Here is a 24064-nt window from a genome sequence, read left to right on the forward strand (position 1 = left end):
GAAATTTTCAGAGCTTTTTTTTATGATATACATTCACATCCCTTTTTGTAAACAGAAATGCAGCTATTGCAACTTTCATTTTTCCACATCCCTGAATTTTAAGGATGAAATGCTCCGGGCAATGAAAGCCGAAATCCAGCTCAGGAAAGATGAGCTGCACAACAAAACATTGAAATCTTTATATTTTGGCGGCGGAACTCCTTCTATTCTTTCTGTGGATGAAATTAGTGCTCTGGTTGATGAAGTTTTGCGCTATTTCTGTTTTGAAAAAGATATTGAAATCACTCTGGAAGCCAATCCTGATGATCTGGATAAACATTTTTTTAAAGCAGCTAGCGGCAACACCCGTTAATCGTTTATCCATTGGGACACAGAGCTTTTTTGAAGCTGATCTGAAACTGATGAACCGTGCTCATAATGCCTCAGAAGCAGAAAGCTCTATTAAAAGAGCTCAGGATTCCGGATTTGAAAACCTGAGTATTGATCTTATCTATGGTTCGCCTACTTCGAATCTTGAAATATGGAAAGAAAATTTACGTAAGGCTATTGATCTTGAAGTTCCCCATATTTCCTCATATGCTTTGACGGTGGAACCTAAAACGGCTTTGGAGAACTGGATCTCAAAAGGAAAAGTGATGAGCCCGAAAGAGGAAGAGCAAAATAGAGAATTTTATTACTTATCAGATTTTTTAAAAGAGCATGGTTTTGAGCATTATGAAGTTTCAAATTTTGCAAAGCCGGGGTTCTATTCAAAACACAATTCTGCTTACTGGAAATACCAGGAATATTTAGGTATAGGGCCTTCAGCCCATTCATATAATGGATTTGATGTAAGGAGCTGGAATGTGGCGAATAATCAGCAATATATCAAAAAACTGTCTGATAAAATTTTGGCGAAAGAAGAAGAATTTCTTTCACAGGAAGATCAGTTTAACGAAATGATCATGATCGGGCTGCGTACCATGTGGGGAGTAGACCTTTCCCATGTAAAAAATAAATTTTCAGATGCGTTACAGGAACATTTTCAGAAAGAAATAAAAGCCAAAATAGAAGAAGGAATTTTGGTGATTGAAAATGATCACCTGAAAATTCCTGAAGAACATTGGTTTATGGCGGATGGAATCGCTTCTGATTTATTTGTGGTATAAAATTTCGGTTTATATTGAAATACAGATTTTTGAATGATGAATCCTTTGTTGTTGTCAAAAAGATTGTTTGGAAAGTCAAATAAAATTTAAATAAATCTTTCTTATGTGAAAAGGAAATGATATTTTTACGTAAACTAAAAACATCATGAAACAAAAATTATCTTTATTCGCATACCGACTGGTTCTTTTTCGTCGGTAATCATTTCTTTTAATAGCTGATAACTTTTACATATTCAAGAATATATGATCATATTATTCTTCCTTATCTGTTGATAAAGTTACCCATTCTTGAAGGAATATCCATTTTTATAGCTATTAAGACCTGAAATTATGGCTTTAAAATGATTTGTTTATACATTATTTTAAATACGACAGGTTTTGTCGCAGTGTATAAAGAAATTTGATCTGATTTTTACCCTTGCAAGACACTGTTTGGTGACAAATTTAATATTAAATCATAAAAAATTTGACTTGTATGTGTAAAAAAAACGTTTAATTTTGACAACTATAACCATCTGAAAACTAACTTAACAATATAAATATGAGACGTACTTTAGTATTTGCCTTTACAATGGCAGCGTCCAGCATTTTCGCACAAAGCTGGAACACAACCGGAAATTCTGGGACCAATCCATCCACAAATTTTATCGGAACAACAGATGATAAGCCAATTGTTTTTAAACAAAACAATCAGCAGACTTTCAAACTTGAAGGTCAGAGTATCAATATCGGAAGCGGATTGCCTGGAACGGGAAACTTACAATTAGCTCTTTCACCATGCAATCATTGCTATTCAGGATGGGCACAACCCAATGATGCTGTGATGAGGCTGTTAAGCGGAAATAATCTGAATATCCATATGGATAACGATAACGCTACAGATGGAGTTTCTGATGTTTCTACTCCTAATTCACCCGGAGTCACGAGAGTCCGTTTCTCTGATGCCGTTCACAAAAGTTTATTGGTTCTTTTCAATACAGAAAAGGTAACCATAGGAACAGATCAGTATGATAATGATTCTAATTTTATCCTGTATGTAAAAAAAGGAATAAAAGCACAACAGGTAAAAGTTGAAAACCCTGCGGCTAACGGCTGGGCAGACTATGTCTTTAAAAAAGATTATAAACTTCGCTCTTTGGAAGAAGTTGAAAAGCACATTTCAGAAAAAGGACATTTACCGAACATCCCTTCTGCCAAAGAAGTAGAGAAAAATGGTATTAATTTAGGGGAAATGGATGCCAAGCTTTTGGAGAAAATTGAGGAATTAACCCTTTATTCTATTCAGCAAAATAAACAGCTTCAGGAAGATCGTAAAATTCTTAAATCACAATCTGAAGAGATTAAAGAACTAAAAGCACAGGTACAACAATTGCTTTCTGCAAAAAAATAAAATGCCATGAAAAGAAAATTATTTTCAATAGTTTCTCTGGCGATCGGTTTTCTGGGCTATTCACAAACTGAAGTTTATTTCAAATATGATGAAGCCGGAAATCAACGGTACAGAGGTACTAACGTATCCGGTAAAAAAGCCGACGAGATTATTACGAAAGAAGTCAAATTACAGGAGGAAGCAAAGGTGGCTGCTGTTACCCAACAAGCTCCTGCTATTGATGAAAAAGCTTTCTGGAAACAGATCAGGCTTTATCCTGTTCCGGTAAATGATTATCTAACCATTGACTGGACTGAAGAAGTAGACGGATTGATTGAATCCGTATCATTGTACCAGCATAGTACAGTCCACTGGAAGTTTCAGCAGCAGAATTCACCGGATTTAGGGCGTAAGATAAAAATCAATATGACGGGATACGATTGGGGTGTTTACATTCTTCGCTTTACGTTAAAAGACGGAAGAGTCTTTGGAAGAAATGTGACTAAAAGATAAAAAACCAGGAATAAATTAAAGTTAAAAACCATTGAAATTTGAAGTTTTTAATGTTGTCAAGGATTATTTTCCGGTTATTTTATTATTAATACTTATAAAAACTAATAACATATGAAATTTTTCTCATCATTGATGCTGTCTTTGTGTTCGGTATGGGGCTTTTCACAGACCATACTCTACCAGGCAGAATCCACCTCCCGGACGGTTCAGGATCCGCAGACGGTGGTCATGGCACAAGGATTTCATGCCAAATCGGATGTTTCGAATCCGTTTGTGGCTAAAATAGGTCCTGCCACGGAGAATCCGGGTGGCGGACCAACGGATTCAAATGCAGGGGCGAATAATCCAAGTGGAACGTCAGCCCCTTCAGGTAAGAGTTTCCACGATACTAAAGGGAAGATAGAAGTGAACGGAGCTGGACAATTACAGTTTACATTACCGATCGCTTTACCTCCCGGGATAAAAAGCGTTGCGCCACAGGTAAATCTGGTTTATATCAGTGGTTCCAGTAATGGAATTGCTGGTTACGGATGGAGCCTTTCCGGAGTTACGTCAATCTCGAGAGTTGGTAAGAATATTGAAAAAGATGGAGAGGTAAAAGGAATACAATTGGACTATTCCGATTATTATAGTTTTAATGGACAGCGATTGATTCTTAAGTCCGGTGAATATGGAAAAGATGGAGCTGAATATGTAACAGAAAAATATTCCAATATTAAGATAAAGTCTATTGGTTCCATATCAGGACAAGCATGGCAAGGTCCTGAATATTGGGAAGTTACTTTTGAGGATGGTTCTCAGTCATGGTACGGGGCAGTTGCTTCCGGAAATAGTACAGCCAGAACACCATTGGAATATAATATTGTAAAGTGGAAGGATGCACAAGGGAATTATATTACCTATAACTACACCCAGAACAGTTCTAATAATATAGCGATAATTTCGAGTATTAGCTGGGGAGGCAATGAAACCTTAGGTAAAACTAATTTTAATACCATTGAATTTGCTTATTTACCCAGAAAGAATATTGAAACCTCATATCTGAAAGGAATATTATTCAAACAGGATAAGATATTAGATCAAATAAAAGTTAAAGCTAACGGTTCTTCATTTAAAAGTTATTCAATTCAATATTCCGAAACACAAAATATAGTTAATAATGATTCTAATAATAAAGTTAATTATGATTTTGTTGAGAAGATTATTGAATATAACTCAGAAGGAAAAGAAGCCAATCCTATAGTTTTTTCTTCAGCCACGATGGGCACAAGTTCTAATGAATATGATTTTGGGGATTATAATAATGTTATTACAACTGGGGATTATAATGGAGACGGTTTAGTGGATTTCATTGTAATGCAACCTGCACAAAATGGAAGACCTGAAGGATATTATATTTATTTTGATGCTATCAACAACAGCAGCCCTTCATTTGTTTATCTGGGGCCTTCAAGCACTTATTGGCCAGGCAGCAGCTTTACAACATTTAATATAAAATCGGCAGACAATTACATTAAAACGAAGCAGGGGCTTATTATTTCAAAAAATAATGCAGGATATAATCCTCCTTCTTCAGGAGATATAGAACTCAAATATTATTCAATCAAAACTGACGGATCAGTACTCAATACTTATAATAATCCTCTTGTTTTAGAATATGCTAAAACAATACAATCAGGAAGCTATGGCTACGCTGATTCTTTATATCCACCTGAAACTGATCCCGAATATATAGGAGGAATGAATGTCTCTCATCCTGCCAATATGAAGGAAGTAGATATAGATTCTGATGGAGTGTCCGAATTGCTTTTGTCATTAAACGATAAAAAATGTAAATATGTGGTCATTGTACCTGATCCTCCTAAAGGAAGGTGGCAGTGTAAGACATTGGGTTATAGGTATGTAGTTGTAGATAATAATAATATACAAAATAATACAATCAGCATTATTCCGGAGACAACTCCAAAAAATATCTTAAGTAAAGGAGGAATTGTGGATTTTGACAATGATGGAAAGCAGGATGTGATGTTTGTTGATCCAGCTAACTCCAATGTTAGTGTTAGTTATTATACCAAAGACTATACCCAACCTTCTCCTGTTGTCAAGACAGTTGACACTCCACTCAATAATTTACATCAGTATGAATTAAAGAAAGTAAATAATAGTTACACGCTCAATTTAAAAAAAGACATATTCTATAAAAGGAATAATTGATGGGATTCAATTTGGGGATTTAAATGGTGATAAGAATATTGAAGTATTATTACCAGTACATAATTTTGTCGGAGTTACTGTTCTTGCGGGGTGGTCAATTTATTTGAATACAGGAAATACCTTGGAAGAAAGTATTCAGGGACTTATGTTTTACAGGCCTTTTGATGCAACTGCTGTTGGGGCCAATTCTTTTTCTACTCCAAAATTGCTTGATTTAGACAATGATGGAAAAAGTGAGATTGTTAACTCTGTTGTAACTTTTTATCCTAATAGCCAGCCTTATACAAACTGGTATGTTCAAAGTTATAATGAAGCCAAGTATGATCCTAATAATGCACAATTCAAATGGTCATTTACGGAGAAGACACTTTATAATTCTACAAGAAATGAGGCCATAATAAGCCCTATATTTGGAGATTTTAGGACTAATAGTACTTCTTCCAAAATATTATTCCTGGTAAAAGGGATTAATGGTAATCATGAAAGAAAAATCATAAGCTATAAGCATTACAGTCTCAATCCTGATAAAAATGTCTCATTAATATCACAGGGATCACAAAATTATCATATAGATTATAAAGAACTTGATCCTTCTGTTAATTCTGGTATTTATGCTCCTGTAAAAAAAGAACAATATCCATTTGTTGAAATGGATAGACTATCCCAATCGTTTGCTGTTTCTCAAATTCGTCAAACTGATGGGCAGACTGTTCGAAAACAAGATTTCAGATACAGGGGATATATAGCTAATTTACACGGAAAAGGAGTAATCGGATTTCGTCAGGCTGCCCGTTCTTCCTGGTATGCTGATGGTTTTGAGAATACCAAAATATGGGCAGGTACTGAAATGGATCCTTTACAAGATGGAGTACCGGTAAAAGAATGGTCTGTTAGAACGAATAATGAAAACCAGATATTTCCAGCCGATATTTCTGAAAATAATACGCAGCTATTAAGTTTTAAATCTACTAACTACCAAATAGATAAATTGTTGAATGGTCAGGTAGTGAGCACAGTAGCTGATTCAGATAAACCAAAAGTGGTAACCGTTGTTGCTCCAAAGACCAGTAGAGTTAAAGATTTTTTAACAGGTACAATTACCGAAAGTACCATAACGTATGGGAACTATTATCTTCCGTCACAAAGTGTATCAAATGTTAATAATGGATATGCTGTTACAACTTCAACATCTGAATATATTCATAATCCTTCTGGAGTTGGATCAGATTATTATATTGGACGACCAAAATCAAAAATTGATGTAGTACAGGCATACGGGGATACCAAATCTTCGAAGGAAGAGTATACTTATGAAAATAACCTGGTGAAAACTCTAAAAAACGTGGAATCGTGATAATACCGGTTATTTGCTTGAAACATATAATTATGATGGATTTGGAAATGTTACCCAAAAAGTAATAAGCAATAGTATTGATTCTCAAACTCAGACTATTACAAGTGCATATGATTCTAAAGGCAGGTTTGTAGTGAAAAAAAACAGATCACTTGGGATTAGAAAACAATATTACTTATAATGATTGGGGGCAGATTTTAACTCAAATTGATCCGTTAGGAAATGTTCTTACAAATACGTATGATGGGTGGGGAAAACTCTTAACTTCAAAAAGTAATTTAGAGGGAACAACTACTTATCAATATGAAAGAGATAATGATTCGAATATTATCATTTCAGAATATGCTCCGGATGGAAATATTTCCAAAAAGTTCACTAATAAGTTGGGACAAGAATATAAATTCTCTACCAAAGCTTTTGGGCAGGGACAATACCTTACCAAAGTTATTTTATATGATGCCTTGGGAAGAAAAGTTTCTGAATCTGAACCTACCTTAAGTCCTGACGGATTAGGAGGTCCTTGGAATCTCATTGCTTATGATGATACTGTGTTCCCTACAAAAGTAACAGCTACCTCATATAAAGGACTAAAATTAGAAACTACCGTTTCCGGTTTAACAACAACAATAAGGGAACTCAACGGCTATCAAAGGACAAATTCCAAAACAGCAGATGCCTTAGGAAATATAGTCTCAAGTACAGATAAAGGAGGAACCATTCAATTCTCCTACAATGCAGCAGGCGAACAGGTAAAAGCCCAATATGCGGAAAATAGTGTTACGACCAAATATGATTCGTGGGGCAGGAAATCAGAATTCAATGATCCTTCCAATGGTACGTATAAGTATGAATATGACGGTTTCGGGCAACCTAAGAAAATTATCAGCCCTAAAGGTACTAAAGAATATACCTATAATAACCTGGGGCAGCTAATCTCTCAAAAAGAGCTTTCTACTGCTGATGGTGGTCAGGCTACCAACAAAACGATTTCTTATACTTACGATAATAAAGGAAGAGTTGTTGCCAAATCAGGAACCTCCAAAGGACAGTCCTATAGTAATAATGTTTCCTATGATCCGCAAGGAAGATTATTATCATCATCGGAAAGCAGTAACGGAAAATACTTTATTCAGAAAGGAATTACCTATGATGATAAAGCAAGGGTAATATCTTATGAGAAACAACTGTATTCTTCCGGTACTTTAACCAAAGTACAAATAGAAAATGTATACAGTGCCTGGAATGGTGAGCTCTACCAGGTGAAGGATAAAAATTCAGGAAAAGTTCTGTGGGAGCTGAAAGAAACCAATGCGAAAGGCCAGGTGGTAAAGGCTAAACTAGGAGCAGTAGATATTAATAATTCTTATGATTACGTTGGATTCTTAACTCAGGTAAATCATTCGTCGGCAGTAAAGCCAGGTATCCTGCAACTTTCATATTCATTTGATGCGATAAAAAATGAGCTCAAAAGCAGAACAACCGGAGGAGATTTTAATATTGTAGAGTCTTTTGATTATGATGATAATAACCGTCTTGTAAACTGGACGAATCCTGTAACAGGGATAAAACCGGCAAATAACAGAAACGTTTATGACGCTAAAGGAAGAATCACTCAAAATGATCAGGTAGGAACCATTAAGTTTGAAAATTCTGCAAAAATCTACCAGCCAACAGGAATGACCTTAAATGCTGCAGGGACCCAGAACTATAATAATGATTTGATCCAGAACATTTCGTATAACGAAAACAATGATCCGGTATTTATTGATGGAGAAAAGGGAGATGTTGCGTTTCAGTATGGTTTAACCAGCATGAGACAGTGGGTTACCTATGGAGGGAACTTCAGTACAGATGGAGAAGGTAAATTCACCAAATATTACAGTGAAGATGGAAGTTATGAAGTCGTAAAAGACAATATAACCGGAAAAGAAAAGCATATCCTTTATATTGGAGGAACACCGTACGAATCTAATATTGTTTATCTAAAGAATTATGATGAATCAACGGGTTCATATAAATTTTTGCATAAAGATTATATTGGAAGTATCTTAGCCATTAGTGATGAAGCAGGAAATAAACTGGAACAAAGACATTTCGATGCATGGGGTAATTTTACTCATTTGCAGATTGGAAACGGAGCCATTATTACGGATAAGAATATTATTGATAATGCTTCGTTATTAATAGATAGGGGTTACACCAGCCATGAACATTTTGCTGAAGTAGGTATTATTCACATGAATGGTAGATTGTATGATCCTTTATTAAGAAGATTCTTAAATGCTGATGAAAACATACAGGATCCTACCAATACTCAAAACTATAACAAGTACGGGTATGTAATGAATAATCCACTCATGTTCAGCGATCCTAATGGAGAGTTCTTTGTTTTTGCATTTGTTGCAGCCTGGGGAGTTAGTCTTTTCTGGGGAGGAGTAATAACAGCAGCTATTATTGGTACAGCTGTTGGTTTGGCAGCATATTCCTTAGGAGTAGCTATAAGTGGAGGTAAGTGGCAGTTGGGAGGAGCCCTCAAATCTATGTTTTGGGGAGGAGTAAGCGGAGCTGTCACCTTTGGAATAGGAAGTGTGTTTACTCCGGCAGCAGGAACAGTACTTACTTTAACAGATAAAGTGGCAAGTGCCATGGCACAAGGCTTGGTACATGGTTTTGCGCAAGGTACTTTATCTTTAATGCAGGGAGCTAATTTTGTTCATGGATTTGCAGGAGGAGCTTCAGGGAGTTGGGGAGCTTCTTTATTTGGAGGACTTGCTGGTAGTTTTGCCAATAGTGCAGCAGGAACTGTATTATCCGGAGCTTTATTAGGAGGAGTAGCTTCTGAATTGACAGGAGGAAATTTCTGGGAAGGTGCTTTAGTAGGAGGTGTTGTAGCGGGACTTAACCACGTACTACACCAAGTTGACCCTCCTAATGAATACTTACTCAATAAAGACGGTTCCAGAACCAAAATTGGAGATAAAGGAGGTAATGATACTGATTATCTCTATGAACCGGAATCTGCAGGCTCACCAAAATTAAGGCTTCTGGCTACGGCAGAAGTTCAAAATGGTTTTGCTACAGCTTCAGAAGGTGGGGGAATACGGGATTTTGGAGTGAATATTCGACTGGATAACAGGTTGCAGAGTCCAGGCTTGTATGATCCGAGTTTTGATATAATGAAGGACTATATTGGGGGTAAATTAGCTTTAAAAGGATTAGGAATAGGAGCAAAATATTTACTTTCAAAAACATACAATAGTATATTGAGATTACATCCAAGATTGACTACGTTAGGAATGCGAGGTTACGGACATGGTCAATTTGATGCAGCTCATAGGGGAACAGCATTTATCCAAGAAGAAATTTTCCGGAAAGGGACTTTTGGAATAAAGAATTACAAAACCGTTTATTTCAATCATACTATAGGAAATCATACCTTTAGTACAGGTATTAACCCATGGACAAGGACAATTTTTCATCAAGGAATAGGAAAATTTAAATAAATGGAGAGTAAACTTTTATATGACTTCTATATTTGTTCTTTGATAGAACGAACAGATATCATCAATGTATTACAAAACAAATTATCAAATCAAATAAATGAAATAGATTATTACGACGTTATCTATTCAGATAATTTAAATAATAAAGCATTTTTGAATAAGCTTAGTTTAATTTGCTATAATACTCTTTTAAATGGAGAACTTAAAAAGAAATATAATGCAATTATCACTTTCTTTTATAAGAAACAGGCTAATGTAAACATTGAAGAATCTTTATATAATTTTTTTTATAGATAAGGATAAGGAGTTGTTAGATATAGATTTAGATTTTTGGAATCTAGTTTCAACAGATTGGGAGCTTAAAAAAGATGGATTTTCTGGAATAAGTGGATCAAGTAATATTATTTCAAACTACTTACAAGAAAACTCGGCTTTAAGAAACTTATCTGATAATGAAATTCTTGATGTGATTTTAAGAGTCTAATAGAATTATTTTTCTTTGAGATAATAAATTATAATGGTTATACTTACCTTAAAAGTTCTCAAATTCCTGCATCAATTGATGCAGGAATTTTTTGTTTTGGATTTTCTTAAAATATATATATATAGAATATCTAAAAGATTCACTATTCGAAACAAAAGATCTAAAATGAGAAACCTAAAATATTTTCAACCCCTAATCTTAAATAAGTATTCAATTATTCATTACTTTTGTATAAAATTTCAGTTCACTTGAAAACGAAAAAAACAAGATTATTCACATCTTTCACCCAGCCAGCCTATCGGAATTTTCGACAGCGGAGTAGGAGGACTTACTGTTGCCAAAGAAATTAAAAGACTGCTTCCCAATGAAGACCTGATCTATTTTGGAGATACAAAGCACCTTCCTTACGGAGAAAAATCCAAAGAGGCGATTATAGAATATTCTACAAAAATCACCAATTTTCTTCTGGAACAAAACTGTAAAGCTATTGTGATAGCGTGTAATACTGCTACTGCAAACGCTTTAAATGAGGTAATGCAATCAGTTGCGGGTAAAGTACCGGTTATTGATGTTATCAATCCGGTGGCAGAAAAAGTTTCCTATGAAATCCATAATAATGTAGGGGTTATTGCGACCAAAGCAACTGTAAATTCAGGATTATATAAAAAAAGTATACGGAAACATAACAAATGGATTAAGGTGGATGAGCTGGCAACCCCTCTATTGGTTCCTGCGATTGAAGAAGGTTTCAAAAACCATCCTATCACACATGCTATTATTTACAATTATCTGAGCAATAATAAGCTGAAAAATATTGAAACGCTGATTTTAGGATGTACGCACTATCCACTATTAATTGATGAAATCAAACAATATTACGGAAACAGGGTTCGTGTTATTGATTCACCTAATATTGTAGCCAATCATCTGAAAATTATTCTGGATAAGTACAATCTTTTGAATGATAATAATCCTAAACCGGATTACCACTTTTACCTTTCGGATATCACTAAAAATTTTGAGAAAATATCGAAGAAATTCTTTGGCAAAAGTATTGATTTAGAATTAAAAGTATTGTAAACAAAAGAGGCTATCTTGTATTATCAAAAATGTAAAAGACAGCCTCTTTTTGTTAAAAACTTATTAAGGTCAATCTACAGAAGTGTCTACTTCCTGCGTCTCTTTGATAATCTTGTCTATATCATCACATACTCCGTTATGGTTGGCATCACCTCCATGATCTTGGCAAAAATCAGGATTTCCATATAGAGAGATACAATTTTGTATATATTGTTGATTAGAATTTTTTATGTATTCATCAGTTACATTTGGCGTATTTGGAGAAAATTCAATAATATTTGTAACTGAAACCACTGCATCAGCAACAGGATATGGCTTGGATACATTAGCATATACTCTATAAAACTGTATTGAATTTGTTTGCTGGCCGGCAGGTATAATTACATATTGATTGTCTATGGTAGTTGTATTTTTTTTTAATTGTAATCCATACCATTCTGTCATAAGCACTGGTGTTAGTTGCATTTGCTACATAAATGTAGGATTTACCACATTCTAAAGTTCTTTCTTCGACCAAATAAGCAGATATAGCTTTCGTTTCCAAGGGAGGCAAGTCTTCAATCGGAACATCTTTTGATACTATATTTGAGATAAAAGGGTTTTTGGTTTTGCTTAAATCTAATATTGAAGTAAGATTAAATCTTGCTTGATTGTTGTAGCTATCATTTCTCTCAGACATAGCCTCCTCTTTATTAATACTTTGATCAACTTCACATGAATGAAGGAAAATTAATGAAATCATTAAATAAAAAAAAAGTTTTCATAATTAATATTTTTTGTTTCCTAAAATACTAATTTATTTATAATTTTTTAGAATGTTATCAATATATTGAGAAAAAAGTGAGTAATTCTATAAATAGCTTATCGCTGGCAAGTCTTTTTAAAAAACTAAGTTTCTGTAATTATCTTTTCAGTTTAAGCTTTACTTTAGTTAAATTTAAGCTGATTTGTTAGCCGTTTCTCTTTTTTGATTGATTGCTTACCATAAAGAAGAGTTTCATATTGATGGTTTGGAAATGAGGCTGGTTCAATACCCTTTATTGAAGTATAGTTTATTTTATTTCCGTAAAGCAGTAGTAAATTCCCAGAGATAGATAGTCCTGATATCCCGGCCAAGACTTTACGGCAGTTGAATAAGGAGTATAAGCTCAATTCAAAATAATCAGGAATTAAAGTTCCTGATGATCTTCTTTATTCGGTTCAAAAAAACTGAAACTTACATTTCCGTATTTTCTGGTATCAATCAGATTAGGGTGTTCCAGCTTCATACGGCTTTGATGCTCTACGATAAGAACCCCGTTTTCTTTGAGGAATTTATTGTTTAAAACAAGAGAAATCAGCTCATAATATTTTTTTTCCTCCATTTCAAAAGGGGCATCGGAAAAAACGATTTCAAAAGATTTCTTATTTCTGAATTTTTTAAGCCAGTCGAACACATCACCTCTCTGCACATTGATCTGAAGGGCCATATCAAGTTCTGATGCTGTAGCATTTATAAATCCTGTATGCTTTGGATTCATTTCCACAGAAGTCACATCCTGGCATCCTCTGGAAGCAAATTCTAACGAAATAGAACCTATTCCCGCAAATAAATCGAGAACGGAAACAAACTGCATGTCGTATTTGTTTTCAAGGATGCTGAATAAAGCTTCTTTAGCAAAATCCGTTGTGGGCCTTACCTCAAAATTTTTAGGAGCGGCAATTTTTTTGGCTTTCCACTTGCCTGATATTATTCTGAACATGTTGTATTAAGATGTATATAGATTATAGCTTACCTGAGAAATAATCCCTGGTACATCAGTCTGTAATCTAGTTAAGTATAAAATTTTTGTTGGGGATGTTATCAAAAACAATTTTCAGGTTTTTGACAAATTTCTGAAGCTCGGAAATAAAAGTTTCATTCTCTGTAGTTTCGCCATATGCGTAAAAACTCGTATCATTGATTCCAAAACCTATTTTACTCAATGTAAACATAATAAAATAAAGGAAATCAACCTCAGAGTTAACATCCAGGTTGTTATACAGGATCACCTTCTTATGATCAATAGCGAAAAACTCGCACTGATTATGATAAAGATTGATATGAATCTCCTTATTATTCTTGTTGTTGATAGAGTTTAAAAACTTTTCTCCGGAAAAATTAAAATGTACCGGTATCGCCAGCTCTTTTATTTTTTTATAATAGTTTTTCGGAAAAGTGTAATAAAACTGGATATTGAACTTCTTATTAATAGAAAGCATCAGTTCTTCTTTTTCCTTATCTGCAGGGGCATTAAAAGCAATCAGGTCAAATCCTGTTTCGTGTTCAGAAAAACCTTCAGGCATTAAAGTAAAATGATTGAGTGCAGAAACTACCTGGATTTCGTCAAAGCGTTGCCTGATAAGAATTTCATCAAGCTTTTCCTCAATAAGGTTGAGTGGGGTTTCTTCAGTAACGAAGTACGACTTTTCTTCCACAATGCTTTTGTTTTTCGCAATCTGGAAGATCAATCCGTCTTTGGTAAAAAGTAAATTAAGTACGTTCATATTTCAATTCCTGCAAATTTAGTGAAATTCTACCATTACCGCACCTGATTGATGGTGAAGTATTTCCTTGTTATAAAAATCAATATTGACCTGGCTTTCCAAAACATCTCTTACCATTCTTTGTAAGACCCCGTCACCAATGCCGTGTACAATTTCCAGCCTCTTTAAATTATTTTTTCTGCAAAACTCCAGAACTTCCAACAATTTTTCCTTTTGAATAAACAATCTTTCAAAACTGTCATAGTCATCGGGATTCTTCACCAAATTATGAAAATGCAGGTCCAGAACCAAATGATTTTTCTGATGTTTTTTAGAAATTATTTTTTTAGGCTCTGCTTTTTTCACAATTTTTATATTTTCATATAAATCTGCATTTTTGGGAACCAGCTTTTCCTTGGGATATTGGTGGGTAAAACCGTATTCATCTTTAAAAACCACAATATTTCCTTTCACGGAAGTAATTATACCGCTTAAATCCTCATCTACTACAGAAACTGTATCCCCGATTTTCATTTTCTTACTGATTAACCTTAACAGGAATTCAACACCCTGCCAAGGTTAGTTAATTTGTTTACACTCTTGAACCCAATTCAATCACTTCCAGATCTTTAACCTCTTCACCATCTACTACAAACCGCATCATTGTTCTTGTCTTATGCCAGCCTTGCTTTCCACAAGCTCCGGGGTTAAGATGCAGGAGATTATTCTTTTCATCAAACATGGCTTTTAAAATATGAGAATGTCCTGAAATAAATAACCTGGGAGCCTTTTCACTTATTTCTTTTCTGGCAATAGGAGTATATCTGCCGGGATATCCACCGATGTGGACCATCAGTACTTCAAGCTTTTCACAAAAAAAACGGTTCACTTCCGGAAATACAGAACGGATTTTTGCATCGTCTATATTTCCAAAAACACCTTTCAGAGGCTTCACTTTTTCAAGTTCTTCAATTACGGCCATGCTTCCAAAATCTCCACAATGCCAGATTTCATCAGCCTGTGCTGCATACGCTAAGATCCGGTCATCAATATAGGAATGGGAATCGGAAAGGAGGAGGATTTTTGTCATTATCTGTGTGTTCTTGCAGTGATATTTTCGTCGTATTTTTCTTTGAATATTGCAAGGCGGTCAGGATTCAGCTCACCATCCGGAGTAAGCACTCTTTCTTTAAGAAGCCATCTTACGACTTTCTCCATTCCTTTCCTGGAATTCATAAAGTTGGAAACTTTGCCCAGGTCTGTAGATTCTACTTTAACTTTTGCCGTCAGAAAATTAAGGATAAAAAAATCATCATTTACATAGCTGGGCGTTCCATTATCCATATACTTGTAAAGTAAAACTTCATCATCATTTTTCATAGAAAAAAAGGAATACTGGGCGAGGTTGATTTTTTCCGCTTTTAGTATTTGTTTCCCGTCTACTGTAACTTTATCATCTTTAATCGTTACCTCTTGGGAAAAATATACATTACAGCTTATCATTACTAAAAAGAAAGCTAATAATCTGTTTATTGCCATTTCAATGTTTTAGACCACAAATATAAAGAAGCTTTAAGAATTTTAAGAGATAAGTATATTTTAAAAGTGTTAGAACTTTTAATATCGGTAATAGGCATCACCGAATATTTGCTAAATTTGGGAAAATTAAAAAATAATGAAGAAGAAACTTTCTCTTTTCATTTTTCTTGTAACCGTAGGATTGGCAAATGCCCAGGTTGAGGAAAAAAAACTGGATGAACTGATCCAGAATACTTTAAAAACATTTGACGTTCCGGGAATGTCTGTAGGGGTGGTAAAAGATGGTAAAGTGATTTATTCCAAAGGATTTGGAGTACGTTCTCTTACCACGAAGCAGCCTATGGATGAAAATACATTAGTGGGAATTGCTTCCAACTCCAAAGGATTTACCTGTGTGGCGCTTGCTATTCTGGCAGATGAAGGAAAATTAAATTGGGATGACAAAGTTTCAAAATATATTCCCGAGTTTCAGATGTATGATCCCTATGTTTCTCAGAATGTAACCATAAAAGACCTGATTACTCACAGGGCAGGCCTGGGATTGGGCCAGGGAGATCTTATGTTTTTTCCGGAGGGGGGAAGTCTGACAGTCAATGATATTGTTCATAATGTAAGGTATTTGAAGCCTGAAAATCCTTTCAGAACGAAATTAGACTACAATAATATCATGTTTATTGTTGCCGGTGAGGTGATTCACAGAATTTCCGGGTTAAGCTGGGCAGAATTTATAGAACAGCGGATCATGAAACCTGTAGGAATGACAGCCAGTTTCGGAAGCTATAACCGTGCTAAAGCGATAACCAATAAAATTGATGCTCACGCTCCTGTGGCTGGAAAAGCAGTGGCTGTTCCTCACGATTGGAATGAAACCGCCAATGCAGCAGGGGGTATTATGAGTAATATTAAAGATATGACAACCTGGGCTGAATGCCTGATGAATAATTTTACCACTAAAGACGGTAAAAAACTGGTTTCTGATAAAAATGCCCAACAGTTGTGGAGCCTTCAGATTCCTGACAGGGTAGCTGCAAAAAACCCATATGATACCAGCTTTTACGGATATGGATTAGGCTGGTTTTTAAGTGATGTGAAGGGGCATAAACAAGTGCAACATACCGGAGGTTTGATTGGAACGGTAACGCAGTTTACACTGATACCGGATTTGAAATTGGGGATTGTAGTGCTGACAAACCAGCAGTCGGGGGCTGCGTTTAATACTATTACCAATACGGTAAAAGATTCTTATCTTGGTGTGGCAGACAGAAATTGGTTAAAGACCTATAGTGAGAGAATGGCTAAAATGAATGCTGATTATGAAAAGCAAAAGAAAGATGCGTTTGCTAAATCGGACGCCTTTAAAAAGGAAAAAGCACTTCATCCAAAATCCGAACAGTTTGTAGGAATTTATAATGATGCCTGGTTTGGTGATGTGGAAATTGTACAGCAGGGAAGTACCTACAGAATTTCATGCAAAAACTCACCAAGATTAAAAGGCGAATTGCTTCCATATTCCAATAATTCCTTCATTATCAAATGGGATGACAGAAGCTATGATGCCGATGCTTACCTTATTTTTGAGTATGACGAAAATGGAAAAGCACAGTCTGCAAAGCTAAAAGCTATTTCTGAAGTTACTGATTTCAGTTTTGATTTTGATGATCTGGATCTGAAAAGGAAGTAAAAGTAAAATCACAAAAAATAGTACGACGGGACGGGTTTTGGCTTGTCCCGTTTTTATTCCCGCTAACTATTGTTAATTCAATTAGTACTTCTAAAAAAATATAATTTTATTTATTCATCATAATAAATTTATTCATCATAATAAAATGTGATATTTCTTTTTTTACAAATGGCTTTTACTTCTTTATAGTTTTTGAGCTTTAAGCCTTTTGCATGAATTGTTTCTAACTTTGGTGCATTTAAAATTTCAATGGGAATGATTTTTATTCTTGTACCTGAAATATTAAGCCACTCCAAACTAGACATATCTTTTAAACAAGTAGGTAAATCAGAAATATGAGTGTTTTCTAAAGTGAAAAATTTTATTTTTTGTAATTTGCAAATGCTAATAGGTAAGTTATTTATAAAAGTACCATCTAAATTGATACTTTCTAAATTAGTAAGTTGGCTTATTTCATTGTTAATCAATACAATAGGATTGTTTCTTAAATCAAGATATGTTAAGCTTTTAAGATTATAAAAAGAACTAGGGAGTACAGTTACATTATTGTTTGGAATATCAAATTGCAATAGGCGTGTTAATTTTCCTATGCTTTTAGGAATAGATGTGATTTTTTTTCTCTTCATTCACTATTTGAAATATTCTCATTTTTTCAAAATTTCCAATCCAATTGGGAATTGTTGAAGATTCATTCATCAGAATTAAATCGAGATTTTTAAGTCTAAGATAAGTAAGTGAGTCCCTTTTATTCCATAAAGAATCCATTACCATCCTGGTACTATTTTCTACAGGAAAATCTCTCAATACTTTTTCCTTTTCATCATAGGGGGGATTATTATACTGCTGGCAAGAACATAATAATGGAATAAAAAGTAAGATATTTAATATACTTCTCATATTTTTAAATCTTTTACAAAAAGAGCATGAATATAATGATTAATTGTTGAACGATTATATTTGTCATTTTCTTCAATGCTTTGTACTAATATAGCTGCCTCTTCTTTGCCGTGGCTTTGATCCGTTAAATAAGTTTTGAAATCTAATGACTTCTTATCATATTCGAATATCTGTTTTTTCAATATCTTTGTAAGTAGTTCTTCCGAAACATTAATAAGATTAAAACCCAAATTATAGCTCTTATTAGCTGGGGAGTTAACAGTTCTTTTAACAGAGTTTAATCCTTCATTAATTGAAGCTTGTAATTTTTTATTCCAATTTTCTATAATAAATTCATCATTCTCAGCTTTCATTTTGTTTACAGTATCCATCACAAAAGGCGGAACAATAGATGGCATCGGAATCTGATGATCTGCCACTCCTCTTAATAAAGCTGCCAAATCTGATAAAATGCCAAAAACACCTGTAATTTCTCCCACTGTTTTTATTGCACCTGCCTTACCTCGCTGGGTTTGGGCTTCCAGCTGGTTAATTCCCTTAGAAGTTTCCCCTGGAATGCCCGTCCCTCTGTTTACGCCTACTTTTATTTTATCCTTAAAATTTCCATCTATTTCTGAAATATCAAGATTATAAAATTTTGAAGTAGTACCCTTTCTTCCTGTATTGAAAACTAACTCTCCCTTTTCCAGCTTTCTGATGGCAATTTTATAAGCTCTTTTTTCAAAACCTGTTATTTCTTTTTTGAAATCGCTGCTATAAGGTTTTGTTAATGTATTCACTTTATTGGCATACAACCCGTTTTTCATGGCTGCAATATACCATGGGCTTCCATCATCAGCAGAATAAATGGCTGGCAGGAGGTGCTTATCCGAAGCATGTACGAAGATGATAGGTTCTGCTACAGGTTTCGGTTTTACTTTCAGGTAATCCTGGTTTTCCCATGGAAGTTCTACGATTTCAGGCATATATCCTTCATCTATATACCTGCATCGGAAATAAAGCTCAAGGTCCCTTCCTGCATCATTCGTTACCATTTTAGTCAGGGCATTCTCATCCAGCAGTAAAGGGATGATGATCTCAGAATTTTCATTTAATTCCCATTCTGTAAGGATCTCCTTATTTTCAGGGTCGGTGGCTACAATATTGATCGTTTCATATTCCCTTGCGTTTTTATATCCGATCAGTTCTTTGTTTACAAAACTGAGGATATAAAGAAGAAAGTCAAACTTATCCCATTCCCTCAATTCAAGGTGTACTTTTTTTCCTTCAGGAGAGTCGATATTTTTCATTTGCAGATGAAAGCGGACTCTATCTCTCAGATTTGCCTCTGTTATTTCTTTTCCTTCCATATCTTCCCACCACCCTTTTACAAAATACCGGGAAATGGGATTTCTTTTGATTGGAGTTTTTACATCATATTCTACTCCAGGATTTTTCTTTGAAGTCATTTTTTTTAATCATTTGTGTGTGTTTTGCAATTCTTGCTATATCAATCGTTGGTATTGATTTTAATATTCTTTTTAATAGGTATAAATTCTTGAGGACAAAATGGAATATGAAGATTATATTTTTCCGGGCTCATAAAAGAAAAGAAGCTTCTTTCTGGCACCGTCAAATTCGGACCATGAGTTGCAATCCACCTCAAAACCGGCAACACCACAGGTGGGAAAATGAAAAATATCTTCGGAAATGGAATTGGCAAAATTAGAGATTCCATTGTTGTGAGAGAAAAGGGCTACTGAGTTCAGACTGTCATCCAGGTCATAAATTACCGATTCAAAATTTCTTTCCGAAGGGTTATATAGCTTTTCATTAGTAGTAAAATCAAGCTGGTAGGTCTGGTTGAAAATTTTACAGGTATTCAATGCACGTACAGCGGGGCTCGACACAAAATGGTCTATGGAAATATGGTTGTTTTTCATAAACCTGGACATCTTCATGGCGTCCTCCAGTCCCTTATCTGCCAAGGGTCTGTCAAAGTCCTCCGTTTCTTCCGGCCAGTCGCTTTTTGCATGTCTTACGAGGATGAGTCTCTTCATATATTTTGTTTTTTTGGAAGATTAAAATTATAAAAAAAAATAATGGAATAAAACATGATTGATATAAAAAAAACTGCGTTATGAATAAAATCAGTAAATTTTACTAAATTTGCAGACTTATGGGACAAATCCTTGCAATAGACTACGGAAAAGCCCGTTGTGGCATTGCTGTAACGGATGATATGCAGATTATAGCCAGTGGTCTGGAAACTATTGAGAACCATTCTTTAATGGAATTTTTGAAAAAATATTTCAGTGAAAATAAGGTAGACGAAGTAGTGATTGGACTTCCCATAGATCTGAAAGGAAATATTTCGGAAGTAGAGACCGATATTCTGAAATTTATTGAAGTCTTTAAAAAAGAATTTTCAGATATTGCCGTTCATCGTTTTGATGAAAGGTTTACTTCTAAAATGGCCTCTTTTTTTATATCCCAAAGCGGGAAAAGCAAAAAAAAGAGACAGGAAAAAGGATTAATAGATAAAGTAAGTGCAACGATTATATTGCAGAATTTTTTAGAACAAAGATTAAAATGATTTTACCGATAAGAGCTTTTGGAGATCCTGTCTTGAGAAAAGTGGGAAAAGATATAGATAAAGATTATCCCGGGTTACAGGAACTGATAGATAATATGTTCGAAACGATGTACAGCGCAAATGGCATAGGTCTTGCTGCGCCTCAGATCGGATTGGATATCCGTTTGTTTGTCATCGATGTGACTCCTCTTGCTGAAGATGAAGATTATGAGGATATTAAAGACGAGCTTGCAGAATTTAAAAAAAGTATTCATCAATGCCAGGATCCTGGAAGAATCCGGTGAAGAATGGAAGTTTAATGAAGGCTGTTTGTCTATTCCTGATGTAAGGGAAGACGTGAAAAGAAAAGGGACAATCGTTATTGAATATTATGACGAAAATTTTGTGAAACATACAGAAACTTTTTCCGATATTAGAGCCCGCGTAATTCAGCATGAATACGATCATATTGAAGGGATCTTATTTACCGATCATTTAAGTGCATTAAAAAAGAAGCTGGTAAAAGGAAAACTGACAAAGATTTCTCAGGGTGACGTAAACATCGGTTACAAAATGAGATTTCCAAAATAATGTAAACAAGGATAAAAGATAATAAAACGCAAAAAGCTGATTGCCGATTGCAGAATTTACAAAAAATAAAATTATGCTGTTAGAAAAAATAATTTCAATTTCTGGAAAACCAGGACTTTACAAATTAGTTTCTCAATTAAGAAACGGATTCATTATTGAAGATGTTACCACCAAGAAAAAAGTGAGCATTGGAAACTCAAGCCAGGTAAGCTTACTGGATAACATTGCTATGTTTACATTTGAAAAAGAAGTTCCTTTGTTCGAAGTTTTTGAAAATATTGCTAAAAACAACGATTATAAGGAAACAATTTCTCATAAATCTTCTGATGCAGATCTGAAAGACTTTATGCTGGCGTCACTTCCTAATTATGATACCGAAAGAGTATACTCTTCTGATATTAAGAAACTGGCACAATGGTATAATATTCTTCAGAAAGCAGGATATATTACACCTGAAAGCTTTGTAAAAGCAGAACCTGAAACTTTGGAAGGAGAACCGGCTGAAGTGAGCATTGAAAAAGAAGCTCCTAAAAAAAGCCGCTCCAAAAGCAGAAAAACCTGCCGCTCCAAAAGTAAAGGCTACTTCAGCAGCTAAAGCAGCTCCGAAAAGTACGCATACTAAAAAAGGATAATTCATTCATTTGAATGTACAATATAAAACCTTGTCAGAATTGATGAGGTTTTTTATTGTCCCAAAAATAACAGACTTTAAAATCTGCCAGGTTTAAAAATGACAGAAACTATTCTTAAATTTGTAAGACTTGAATTCTCAAACTATGAATACAAAACAGGAAAAGCTGGATGCTTTCGGAAGATTACTGGATATCATGGATGATCTTCGTGAGAAATGCCCGTGGGATCAGAAACAAACCCTGCAATCGTTGCGCCACCTGACGCTGGAAGAAACTTACGAACTCTCTGATGCGATTCTTCAGGAAGACCTGACGGAAATTAAAAAAGAGCTGGGAGATGTTCTGCTTCATCTGGTTTTCTACGCTAAAATAGGATCTGAGAAAAAGAGCTTTGATATTGCAGATGTTATTAATTCCCTTAATGAAAAACTTATTTTCCGTCATCCACATATTTATGGGGATACTGAAGTAAAGGACGAAGAAGAAGTAAAACAGAATTGGGAAAAACTGAAGCTGAAAGAAGGAAACAAATCCATTTTAGGTGGTGTTCCGAAGAGCCTGCCAAGCCTGGTGAAAGCTTATAGGATCCAGGATAAAGTAAAAGGTATCGGGTTTGAGTTTCATGATGCTGAGGATGCCTGGAAAAAGGTGGATGAAGAAATTCAGGAGTTTCATGCAGAAACAGATCCTGATAAAAAAGAACAAGAGCTGGGAGATGTATTTTTCTCCTTGATTAATTATGCAAGGATTTCAGGCATTAACCCGGATTCTGCATTGGAAAGAACCAACCTGAAGTTTATCTCAAGATTTCAAAAAATGGAAAAACTGGCTCTTGAAAAAGATGTGAAGCTGGCAGACCTGACCCTGGAGGAAATGGATGTTCTTTGGGAAAAAGCAAAACAGCTTTCTTAAGTTCGTCTGAAACAATGAATGCTTTTTAATTCATTTAATTTTTAAAATAACAATATGTTGCGATTCCTTATTTTACCTTTTATTTTTTTATTGAGTTGTAATCCTAAAGCACAAAATTCACCGGTTGCTAAAAATGACGGATTGCCTCTTCTGTTTTCCTTGCCTAAAAAACTGAAGGAAGTTTCGGGAATAACATTGTCAAAAGACAAAAAAACGGTCTGGGTAATTGAGGACAAAGGGAATAAAAATGCCATTTATGCTCTTAATGATAAAGGAGAAATGCTGGGTAAAATTCCGGTAGAAAATGCAGAAAATACTGATTGGGAGGATATTATTACTGATTCGCAAGGCAATATTTATATCGGAGATTTTGGAAATAATGATAACAACAGACAAGACCTTGCTATTTTAAAAACCGACCTGAAAGATCTGTCTCAGAAAACAACAAAAGTAATTCAGTCCACCAGATTTCATTATGAGGGACAAACCGAATTTCCTCCTAAGAAATCAAATTGGCTGTATGACTGTGAAGGCTTTGTGGAAATGGGAGGAAATTTCTATCTTTTTACCAAAAACAGGAGTAAGGGCTTTGACGGAACTTTCCTTGTATTCAAGGTGCCTAACCAGGAAGGTGATTTTGAAGCTAAGCTGGTAGGGAAGCTAAAACTTGAAGGAGGCTATAATGATGCCGCCATTACATCAGCCGCCATCAATAGTACTCATGATAAAATTGTATTACTGACACATAAAAATATTCATGTACTTACCGGATTTACCGCAGATGATTTCAGCTCCGCTAAAATTCAGAAAATCTCTTTAAATCATAATTCGCAGAAAGAAGCCATCGTCTTCCATGATGATAAGACCTTATGGATTGCGGATGAGAAAGGAAAAGATGAAGGTGGAAATGTGTATAACTTTTCATTTTAGGAATTATGTACTTTTCCGTTTTCTAAAATATATTAACTAAAATCCACAGAAAACACCTGTGGATTTTTGAGCAATATAGCTGAGATGATAAGCTTGCAGAAAGTCTTGTAAGAGACTATATTATAAAATCCGGATTTTACAACTATAAATTTGTCCAA

Annotated in this window: 22 protein-coding genes and 2 pseudogenes; 14 read left to right on the forward strand and 10 right to left on the reverse strand. The window is 34.8% G+C overall.

Features of this window, described 5'->3' with window-relative positions; genetic code table 11:
• Positions 1–22 precede the first annotated feature (22 nt).
• The 8 genes and pseudogenes from hemW to murI all read left to right on the forward strand — a co-directional run bounded on the left by hemW (position 23) and on the right by murI (position 11665).
• A pseudogene (gene hemW, locus HX13_RS00195) lies at positions 23–1148 on the forward strand (radical SAM family heme chaperone HemW).
• A 541-nt stretch (positions 1149–1689) separates the two neighbouring features.
• Positions 1690–2538: a cell wall anchor protein gene (locus tag HX13_RS00200; RefSeq protein ID WP_128572115.1), complete on the forward strand. Its 849-nt coding sequence runs from the start codon at positions 1690–1692 to the stop codon at positions 2536–2538.
• Positions 2539–2544: 6 nt separating this feature from the next.
• Positions 2545–3030 (forward strand): hypothetical protein, encoded by a 486-nt coding sequence (locus HX13_RS00205; RefSeq protein ID WP_050019467.1) that lies wholly within the window; start codon positions 2545–2547, stop codon positions 3028–3030.
• 111 nt (positions 3031–3141) lie between these two features.
• Complete coding sequence (locus HX13_RS00210) at positions 3142–5244, forward strand: SpvB/TcaC N-terminal domain-containing protein (protein WP_128572116.1); 2103 nt, start codon at positions 3142–3144, stop codon at positions 5242–5244.
• Between the two features lie 103 nt (positions 5245–5347).
• Positions 5348–6598, forward strand: a complete 1251-nt coding sequence (locus HX13_RS23045) for a hypothetical protein (protein ID WP_050019469.1) — start codon at positions 5348–5350, stop codon at positions 6596–6598.
• A 152-nt stretch (positions 6599–6750) separates the two neighbouring features.
• A complete protein-coding gene (locus tag HX13_RS00220; protein ID WP_050019470.1) occupies positions 6751–10101 on the forward strand; it encodes an RHS repeat-associated core domain-containing protein in 3351 nt (1116 codons plus the stop codon).
• A gap of 262 nt (positions 10102–10363) precedes the next feature.
• On the forward strand, positions 10364–10585 hold the full coding sequence (locus tag HX13_RS00230; protein WP_050019472.1) for a hypothetical protein: 222 nt from the start codon (positions 10364–10366) through the stop codon (positions 10583–10585).
• 297 nt (positions 10586–10882) lie between these two features.
• Entirely contained in the window at positions 10883–11665 is a 783-nt protein-coding gene (gene murI, locus HX13_RS00235) for a glutamate racemase (RefSeq protein ID WP_050019473.1), read from the forward strand.
• Positions 11666–11734: 69 nt separating this feature from the next.
• On the opposite strand, the gene HX13_RS00240 is transcribed toward murI, so the two are convergent.
• From HX13_RS00240 to HX13_RS00265, 6 genes are all read right to left on the reverse strand, one after another.
• Positions 11735–12109: a hypothetical protein gene (locus HX13_RS00240; protein WP_050019474.1), complete on the reverse strand. Its 375-nt coding sequence runs from the start codon at positions 12107–12109 to the stop codon at positions 11735–11737.
• Positions 12110–12834: 725 nt separating this feature from the next.
• Positions 12835–13407 carry an RsmD family RNA methyltransferase gene (locus HX13_RS00245; RefSeq protein ID WP_050019475.1) on the reverse strand — a complete coding sequence of 191 codons (573 nt, stop codon included), beginning with the start codon at positions 13405–13407 and terminating at the stop codon, positions 12835–12837.
• Between the two features lie 67 nt (positions 13408–13474).
• A complete protein-coding gene (locus HX13_RS00250; RefSeq protein WP_050019476.1) occupies positions 13475–14191 on the reverse strand; it encodes a DUF3822 family protein in 717 nt (238 codons plus the stop codon).
• Between the two features lie 18 nt (positions 14192–14209).
• Positions 14210–14704 (reverse strand): Smr/MutS family protein, encoded by a 495-nt coding sequence (locus HX13_RS00255; protein WP_050019477.1) that lies wholly within the window; start codon positions 14702–14704, stop codon positions 14210–14212.
• Positions 14705–14762: 58 nt separating this feature from the next.
• Positions 14763–15260, reverse strand: coding sequence for a metallophosphoesterase family protein (locus HX13_RS00260; protein WP_050019478.1), 498 nt, complete (start codon positions 15258–15260; stop codon positions 14763–14765).
• A complete protein-coding gene (locus HX13_RS00265; RefSeq protein WP_050019479.1) occupies positions 15260–15709 on the reverse strand; it encodes a hypothetical protein in 450 nt (149 codons plus the stop codon). The genes HX13_RS00260 and HX13_RS00265 overlap by 1 nt, the downstream gene beginning before the upstream one ends.
• 136 nt (positions 15710–15845) lie before the next feature.
• On the opposite strand from HX13_RS00265, the gene HX13_RS00270 reads away from it, so the two are divergent.
• Positions 15846–17390 (forward strand): serine hydrolase, encoded by a 1545-nt coding sequence (locus tag HX13_RS00270; protein WP_050019480.1) that lies wholly within the window; start codon positions 15846–15848, stop codon positions 17388–17390.
• A gap of 128 nt (positions 17391–17518) precedes the next feature.
• Here the strand turns inward: HX13_RS00270 and HX13_RS00275 are convergent, their stop codons facing one another.
• The 4 genes from HX13_RS00275 to HX13_RS00290 form a co-directional block, all read right to left on the reverse strand.
• On the reverse strand, positions 17519–18016 hold the full coding sequence (locus tag HX13_RS00275; RefSeq protein ID WP_050019481.1) for a leucine-rich repeat domain-containing protein: 498 nt from the start codon (positions 18014–18016) through the stop codon (positions 17519–17521).
• A complete protein-coding gene (locus HX13_RS00280; protein ID WP_050019482.1) occupies positions 17985–18287 on the reverse strand; it encodes a hypothetical protein in 303 nt (100 codons plus the stop codon). Before HX13_RS00280 ends, HX13_RS00275 begins: the two co-directional genes overlap by 32 nt.
• Positions 18284–19735: a hypothetical protein gene (locus tag HX13_RS00285; protein ID WP_050019483.1), complete on the reverse strand. Its 1452-nt coding sequence runs from the start codon at positions 19733–19735 to the stop codon at positions 18284–18286. Before HX13_RS00285 ends, HX13_RS00280 begins: the two co-directional genes overlap by 4 nt.
• Before the next feature lie 114 nt (positions 19736–19849).
• Positions 19850–20326 (reverse strand): SixA phosphatase family protein, encoded by a 477-nt coding sequence (locus HX13_RS00290; RefSeq protein WP_050019484.1) that lies wholly within the window; start codon positions 20324–20326, stop codon positions 19850–19852.
• A 119-nt stretch (positions 20327–20445) separates the two neighbouring features.
• Between HX13_RS00290 and ruvX the strand changes: the two genes are divergently transcribed.
• The 5 genes and pseudogenes from ruvX (at position 20446) to HX13_RS00315 (ending at position 23906) form a co-directional block, all read left to right on the forward strand.
• Positions 20446–20862 carry a Holliday junction resolvase RuvX gene (gene ruvX, locus HX13_RS00295; protein WP_050019485.1) on the forward strand — a complete coding sequence of 139 codons (417 nt, stop codon included), beginning with the start codon at positions 20446–20448 and terminating at the stop codon, positions 20860–20862.
• Positions 20859–21432: pseudogene (gene def / locus HX13_RS00300) on the forward strand (peptide deformylase). The gene ruvX and the pseudogene def overlap by 4 nt, the downstream one beginning before the upstream one ends.
• Positions 21433–21505: 73 nt before the next feature.
• Positions 21506–22027: a DUF5606 domain-containing protein gene (locus HX13_RS00305; protein ID WP_050019486.1), complete on the forward strand. Its 522-nt coding sequence runs from the start codon at positions 21506–21508 to the stop codon at positions 22025–22027.
• A gap of 181 nt (positions 22028–22208) precedes the next feature.
• Positions 22209–22976, forward strand: coding sequence for a nucleoside triphosphate pyrophosphohydrolase (gene mazG / locus HX13_RS00310; protein ID WP_050019487.1), 768 nt, complete (start codon positions 22209–22211; stop codon positions 22974–22976).
• Between the two features lie 54 nt (positions 22977–23030).
• A complete protein-coding gene (locus HX13_RS00315; protein WP_050019488.1) occupies positions 23031–23906 on the forward strand; it encodes an SdiA-regulated domain-containing protein in 876 nt (291 codons plus the stop codon).
• Positions 23907–24064: the final 158 nt, after the last annotated feature.

It is taken from the genome of Chryseobacterium sp. P1-3 (assembly GCF_000738495.1).
GTDB lineage: Bacteria > Bacteroidota > Bacteroidia > Flavobacteriales > Weeksellaceae > Chryseobacterium > Chryseobacterium gallinarum.